Here is a 5,188-nt window from a genome sequence, read left to right on the forward strand (position 1 = left end):
CAGTAGTGCCAGCCCATGGCTGGCAATCCGCCCACGGCCCAAGCCAACCCGTGAAGGCGCCTTGATCCCGCTGAACGACGCATGCAACGCGTGCTGGCCGCTCATCCGCAAAGTACGCGTTACGTCACGTCAACACGGCATCATTGCGTTGCAGTTTCAATACCCTTCCACAGGTTCCTCTTGCAGCCCTCTTCCCCTTCGGCCGGTGAACCGGCCCCGTCGTCGCCGGCCTTCATTGAAGTTGTTGTTGTGCGGGCCGGTACCCACCTGTTTGCCATCGATGTCGAAGCCGCGATTGAAATCCGCGGCCCGGAAACCTTTGATCGCCACGGCAGTGGCGCGCGCCCGCACCTCACCGTGCGCGGCCACGCACTGCCGGTGGTCGACCTGCGCCAGGCCAGCGGCTTGAGCGGGTTTGCCCATGGCTGCCCGGCCATGCTGCTGATGCAGAACGGCACGGAGACCTTTGCCTTGGCCGTAGACGAGGTGCGGGACATCGAAAGCGTGCCACGCCACAACGTGCGGCCCGCCGCGGACACCCCGTTCGGGTTCTGCGGCCATCACGTCATGCTGGATGCGCTGGGCGAGATTCCCCTGATCGATCCCAGCCGGCTTCGATAACGCCGAACCAGCGCGCCAACCTCCCGATAACACCGGACCCCACACCGATCTCCCGGTAGCGCCGGGCCATGCCCGGCGGGCAGCCGGCCAGCTACCGCGCCGTCCAGCCGCCATCCACCGGCAGCGCCGTGCCCGTGATCTGAGCCGCGGCGTCCGAGGCCAGGAAGACCACCATTTCCCCTAGCTGCTCGGGTGTCACGAACTGCAACGAGGGCTGTTTCTCGGCCAGCAGCGCGCGAGCGGCGGACTCCTGGTCCGTTCCCTCGCGCTCCGCCAATGCGGTGATCTGCTGCTCGACCAGCGCCGTTCGCACCCACCCCGGGCAGATGGCATTGGCGGTGATGCCGGTACCCGCGTTCTCCAATGCCGTTACCTTGGTGAACCCCACCACGCCGTGCTTCGCTGCCACATAGGCAGACTTGTTCACTGATCCGACCAGCCCATGCACCGACGCGATGTTGATGATGCGACCGGATCCCTGCTGCTTCATGTAAGGCAAGGCCGCCGCCGTTGCATGGAACACCGCCGAGAGATTCAGCGCCAGGATCGCATCCCACTTCTCGACGGGAAACTCCTCGATCGACGCGGTGTGCTGGATGCCCGCGTTGTTCACCAGAATGTCGATGCGCCCCATCTTCGCCACGGCGTGGTCGATCATGTCCCGAACTGCGTCGCCGCGAGACAGGTCGGCGCCGTCGTGCGCCACCCGCACACCGAACTCGGATTCCAGGCTGGAGCGGATTCTCTCGATCTCCGCCGCATCGCCAAAGCCATTCAACACGATGTCGGCGCCTTGCCGCGCCAGCGCCGTGGCAATGCCAAGACCGATACCGCTGGTAGAGCCGGTAACCACCGCAACTTTTCCATTGAACATGGGCGAGCTTCCATCGGGCGTAGACAGCCAGTGTAGCTTCCACGCCACGCATGGAGGTCATGTCAGCCCCAGCGCGAAAACCCGCGCCTGCATCATGCGGTACGAACGGGTGCCGGCGGCCCGCCGTACGTTCCCACGCCGCCATCATTCAGGAAATGGCGGGATCCACACGCGCGTCATAGCTGCGCTGATAGTCCTGAATTCGTTCCATGTTCTTGACGGTCCAGTCGAACAGGATCGAGAACGGCTCCTGCAATGATCGACCAAGCGGCGTCAACGCATACTCCACGCCGAGCACCCTGCCCTCCAGAACCCTGCGCGTCACCATGCCGTTGCGCTCCAGTTTTCGCAGCGTCTGCGTCAGCACGCGCTGGGTGACGCCATCAAGGCGGCGTTTGATCGCATTGAAGCGACGCGGCTCGTGCAACACCGCCAGCACCATCATCGACCATTTGTCGGCGATCTGGTCGAGGATCACGCGACTCGGACAATCGGCGCGGTAGATCGGGTCAGTCTCATCCATCGGTATCCTCCGGCATCCCTGGGATGCTTCAGGTGCGTAATTGACGCTAGGTATCCAAAGAATACCATCAGGCCAACAACATACCCGCCCCAGGAAAATCCAGATGACAGCAACGGAATTCAGCAAGCTTCACATCTCCAGCGCGAACGGCGTCGCCACGATCACGATCGACAACCCGCCGGTAAACGTTCTCGACGTTCCGCTGATGAGCGAGATACGCCGCTTTCTACTCTCCGTTCGCGATGATCAAAACACGCGCGTGCTGGTTTTCCAGAGTGCAGACCCAGAGTTCTTCATTGCCCATGTCGACATGACATTGATCGACGAGCCGCACGCGTTCGACGATGTTGCCCGCGAAGCTCCAGAAGGCCTCAACCCGTTCCAGGCGTTCGGCGAGCTGCTGCGAGAGCAGCCGCAGGTCACGATCGTCAAGCTGGCCGGATTGGCGCGCGGCGGAGGCGCCGAATTCATTTCAGCGGCCGACATGGCATTTGCCGCAGAAGGCCAAGCGGGACTTGCCCAGTGCGAGGCGTTGATGGGCATTACGCCCGGGGGCGGCGCCACTCAGTATCTATCTACCCGGATGACGCGCGGTCGCACACTTGAAGTGATCCTGGGCGCCGATGTCATCAGTGCGACAACCGCGGAGCGTTATGGGTGGATCAACCGGGCGTTGCCTGCGGCGGAGCTCGACGATTTCGTCGATCGACTGGCGCGCAACATCGCTGCGTTACCTGAGGGCGTCATCGTCGCGGCCAAGAAGGCAGTGCCGATGGCAGACCTGCGTGAGGGCTTTCGTCGCGAGCATGACGCATGGGCAGGACTGTTCGCGCGCCCTGCGGCCGAAAATCTCATTCGGGGCGGGCTCAAGGCGGGCGCGCAAACCAAGGACGGCGAGAGGAATCTGGAGACGCTGCTTCGCCAGTTGGAAGTGTAGCGGCGCCACGTAGGCCCTGGAGGGAGGCTTGCTTGCGAAAACGGGTAAAGAACGTGGCATCTCGCCAGTCCGGCGGGACAACGAACGCGGAGTAACCGGAGCGCGCTCCCACTCCCACGGACTTGAAAGCCGGCCCCTCGCTTCGCTGCCGTCGCATAYGGCCCAAACGCAAGGGTAGAATTGGCCATCCTCTGTCGTATTAGGCCCTGCCATGGAAACATCTCTCGTCGAGGTCAACGGCGCTGCCCAAGCGCTAAGGGAGTTCGCCGAAGCCCGTGACTGGGCGCAGTTCCATTCCCCGAAGAACCTTGTCATGGCCCTCTCCGGTGAAGTTGGAGAGCTGAACGAGATTTTCCAGTGGATGACAGAGGCCGATTCGTTCAAGGCGGCATCCTCGGAAGCCACCGCCAACGCCGTACGCGATGAAATCGCCGATGTGGCGCTCTACCTCATCCGGCTGTCGGACGTGCTCGGAATCGATCTGAATGCCGCTGTCAGCAACAAGCTGGCCACGAATGCTGCCAAGTACCCGGTCGATCTCTCACGGGGCGTCAGCACCAAGTACAACAAGCTGTCGCAGCCATGATCGTCTACCAGGCAGACAAGGACGCCTTCCTTCGTCACTGCAACGATGAGGAAATCGAAGAGATCATCCTCGCCAGCTATATGGCGGCGACCAAGGGCCATGTCGGCGAATCCGAAATCCGCTCCTGGCGCGAATCACTGAGATACGTCGCTCGTGCGCTGAACCACCCCTCCATTCCCGGGGACATCGGCGTGGCAGTTGAATTCATCCTGCCTCAGTCACGGAAGCGCATTGACGTTGTCCTGTCGGGCCACGCCGAGGACGGCTCGCCCCACGTCATCATCATCGAGCTCAAACAATGGTCGTCCATCAAGCAATCCAATCGAGACGCCATGATCGAGCTGCGCCCCGGAGACTTGCGGGTCCATCCCAGCTATCAGGCCTGGTCCTATTCGGCGTTCCTTGAAGGCTTCAACGAAGCGGTCCATAAAGGAACGCTCCAGCTTCACCCCTGCGCCTATCTGCACAACTATGTGTCGGACGGCGTGATCGACTCACCGCATTACAAGCCCTACATCCAACGTGCACCACTCTTCCTGAAGGGAGCGGGCGACCTTGAAGGGCTGCGCGCTTTCATCAGTCAGTACACAAGCAAGGGCAATGGCATCCCGGTGCTGGCCAAGCTGGACAGCGCCCCTATCCGCCCGTCCAAGACGCTCGCAGACGAGTTGTATGGATTGCTCTCGGGGAACAGTGCGTTCACCTTGCTTGACGAACAGAAGCACGTGTTCGAAGCCGCCAAGGCGGCCTGTGCCCAGGCACACGCAGACCGGAAACCCCGTGTCGTCATCGTTGAGGGCGGCCCGGGTACGGGCAAGTCCGTGGTTGCGGTCAATCTTCTGGCCGCAGTGCGCGAGGGCTTGAACGTCAAGTACGTCTCGAAGAATGCCGCGCCACGTGAGGTCTACAAAAGCGCCCTCAGCAAGTCGAAGGTTAACGATCGCCTCCACCACTTCTTCGGTGGGTCCGGAGCGTACGTCAACACCCCCGAGAACGAATTTGACCTGCTGATCGTCGACGAGGCGCACCGGCTCACCGAGCAGGGCGGGTTCTACGGAAACGAGGGCAAAAACCAGATCATGGAACTGATCAACGCTGCCCTGTGCAGCGTGTTCTTCATTGATGAAGACCAACGTGTCACGTTGAAGGATATCGGCACCAAGGAGGCCATTCGGGATTTCGCAATCGCCCGCGGCGCGACGGTGGAGGAGTATGCCCTCTCCTCGCAGTTCCGCTGTGCAGGCTCCGATGGATACCTGGCATGGTTGGATGACGTGCTGCAGATCCGCCCAACGGCGAACCCTACACTGGACCAGATCAGCTACGACTTCCAGGTGTTCGATGACCCGTCTGCTCTGCATGCTGCCATCGAAGCCAAGAATGCCGGCAACCGCGCGCGCGTGGTGGCCGGGTACTGCTGGCCTTGGAACAGTAAGAAGAACAGCAAGGAGATGGACATTGTCATCGGCAACTACCGACGGCAATGGAACCTCAACGAGGACGGAAGTCTCTGGATCATCTCTCCAGAATCAATTGACCAAGTGGGCTGCATCCATACTTGCCAAGGGTTGGAGGTCGACTACATCGGCGTGATCATCGGGCCGGACCTCGTCATGGAGGACGGCGCCCTCATGACCGTACCTCGAG

General features: G+C 61.6%; 6 protein-coding genes. 4 read left to right on the forward strand and 2 right to left on the reverse strand.

Features of this window, described 5'->3' with window-relative positions; genetic code table 11:
* Positions 1–81: 81 nt before the first annotated feature.
* Positions 82–621 carry a chemotaxis protein CheW gene (locus AC1DJN_RS20535; protein WP_442252347.1) on the forward strand — a complete coding sequence of 180 codons (540 nt, stop codon included), beginning with the start codon at positions 82–84 and terminating at the stop codon, positions 619–621.
* A gap of 91 nt (positions 622–712) precedes the next feature.
* Here the strand turns inward: AC1DJN_RS20535 and AC1DJN_RS20540 are convergent, their stop codons facing one another.
* Positions 713–1,495, reverse strand: a complete 783-nt coding sequence (locus tag AC1DJN_RS20540; RefSeq protein WP_442252348.1) for a 3-hydroxybutyrate dehydrogenase — start codon at positions 1,493–1,495, stop codon at positions 713–715.
* Positions 1,496–1,643: 148 nt separating this feature from the next.
* A complete protein-coding gene (locus AC1DJN_RS20545; protein WP_442252349.1) occupies positions 1,644–2,018 on the reverse strand; it encodes a winged helix-turn-helix transcriptional regulator in 375 nt (124 codons plus the stop codon).
* Between the two features lie 103 nt (positions 2,019–2,121).
* Between AC1DJN_RS20545 and AC1DJN_RS20550 the strand changes: the two genes are divergently transcribed.
* The 3 genes from AC1DJN_RS20550 to AC1DJN_RS20560 all read left to right on the forward strand — a co-directional run.
* Positions 2,122–2,955 carry an enoyl-CoA hydratase/isomerase family protein gene (locus AC1DJN_RS20550; RefSeq protein ID WP_312963984.1) on the forward strand — a complete coding sequence of 278 codons (834 nt, stop codon included), beginning with the start codon at positions 2,122–2,124 and terminating at the stop codon, positions 2,953–2,955.
* Positions 2,956–3,166: 211 nt separating this feature from the next.
* Positions 3,167–3,541 carry a nucleotide pyrophosphohydrolase gene (locus AC1DJN_RS20555; protein WP_154880112.1) on the forward strand — a complete coding sequence of 125 codons (375 nt, stop codon included), beginning with the start codon at positions 3,167–3,169 and terminating at the stop codon, positions 3,539–3,541.
* Positions 3,538–5,188: DUF2075 domain-containing protein (locus tag AC1DJN_RS20560; RefSeq protein WP_478040019.1), on the forward strand; the 1,651-nt coding region annotated here is incomplete at its 3' end. The genes AC1DJN_RS20555 and AC1DJN_RS20560, both read left to right, overlap by 4 nt.

It is taken from the genome of Stenotrophomonas sp. 05L414_2, from assembly GCF_056397905.1.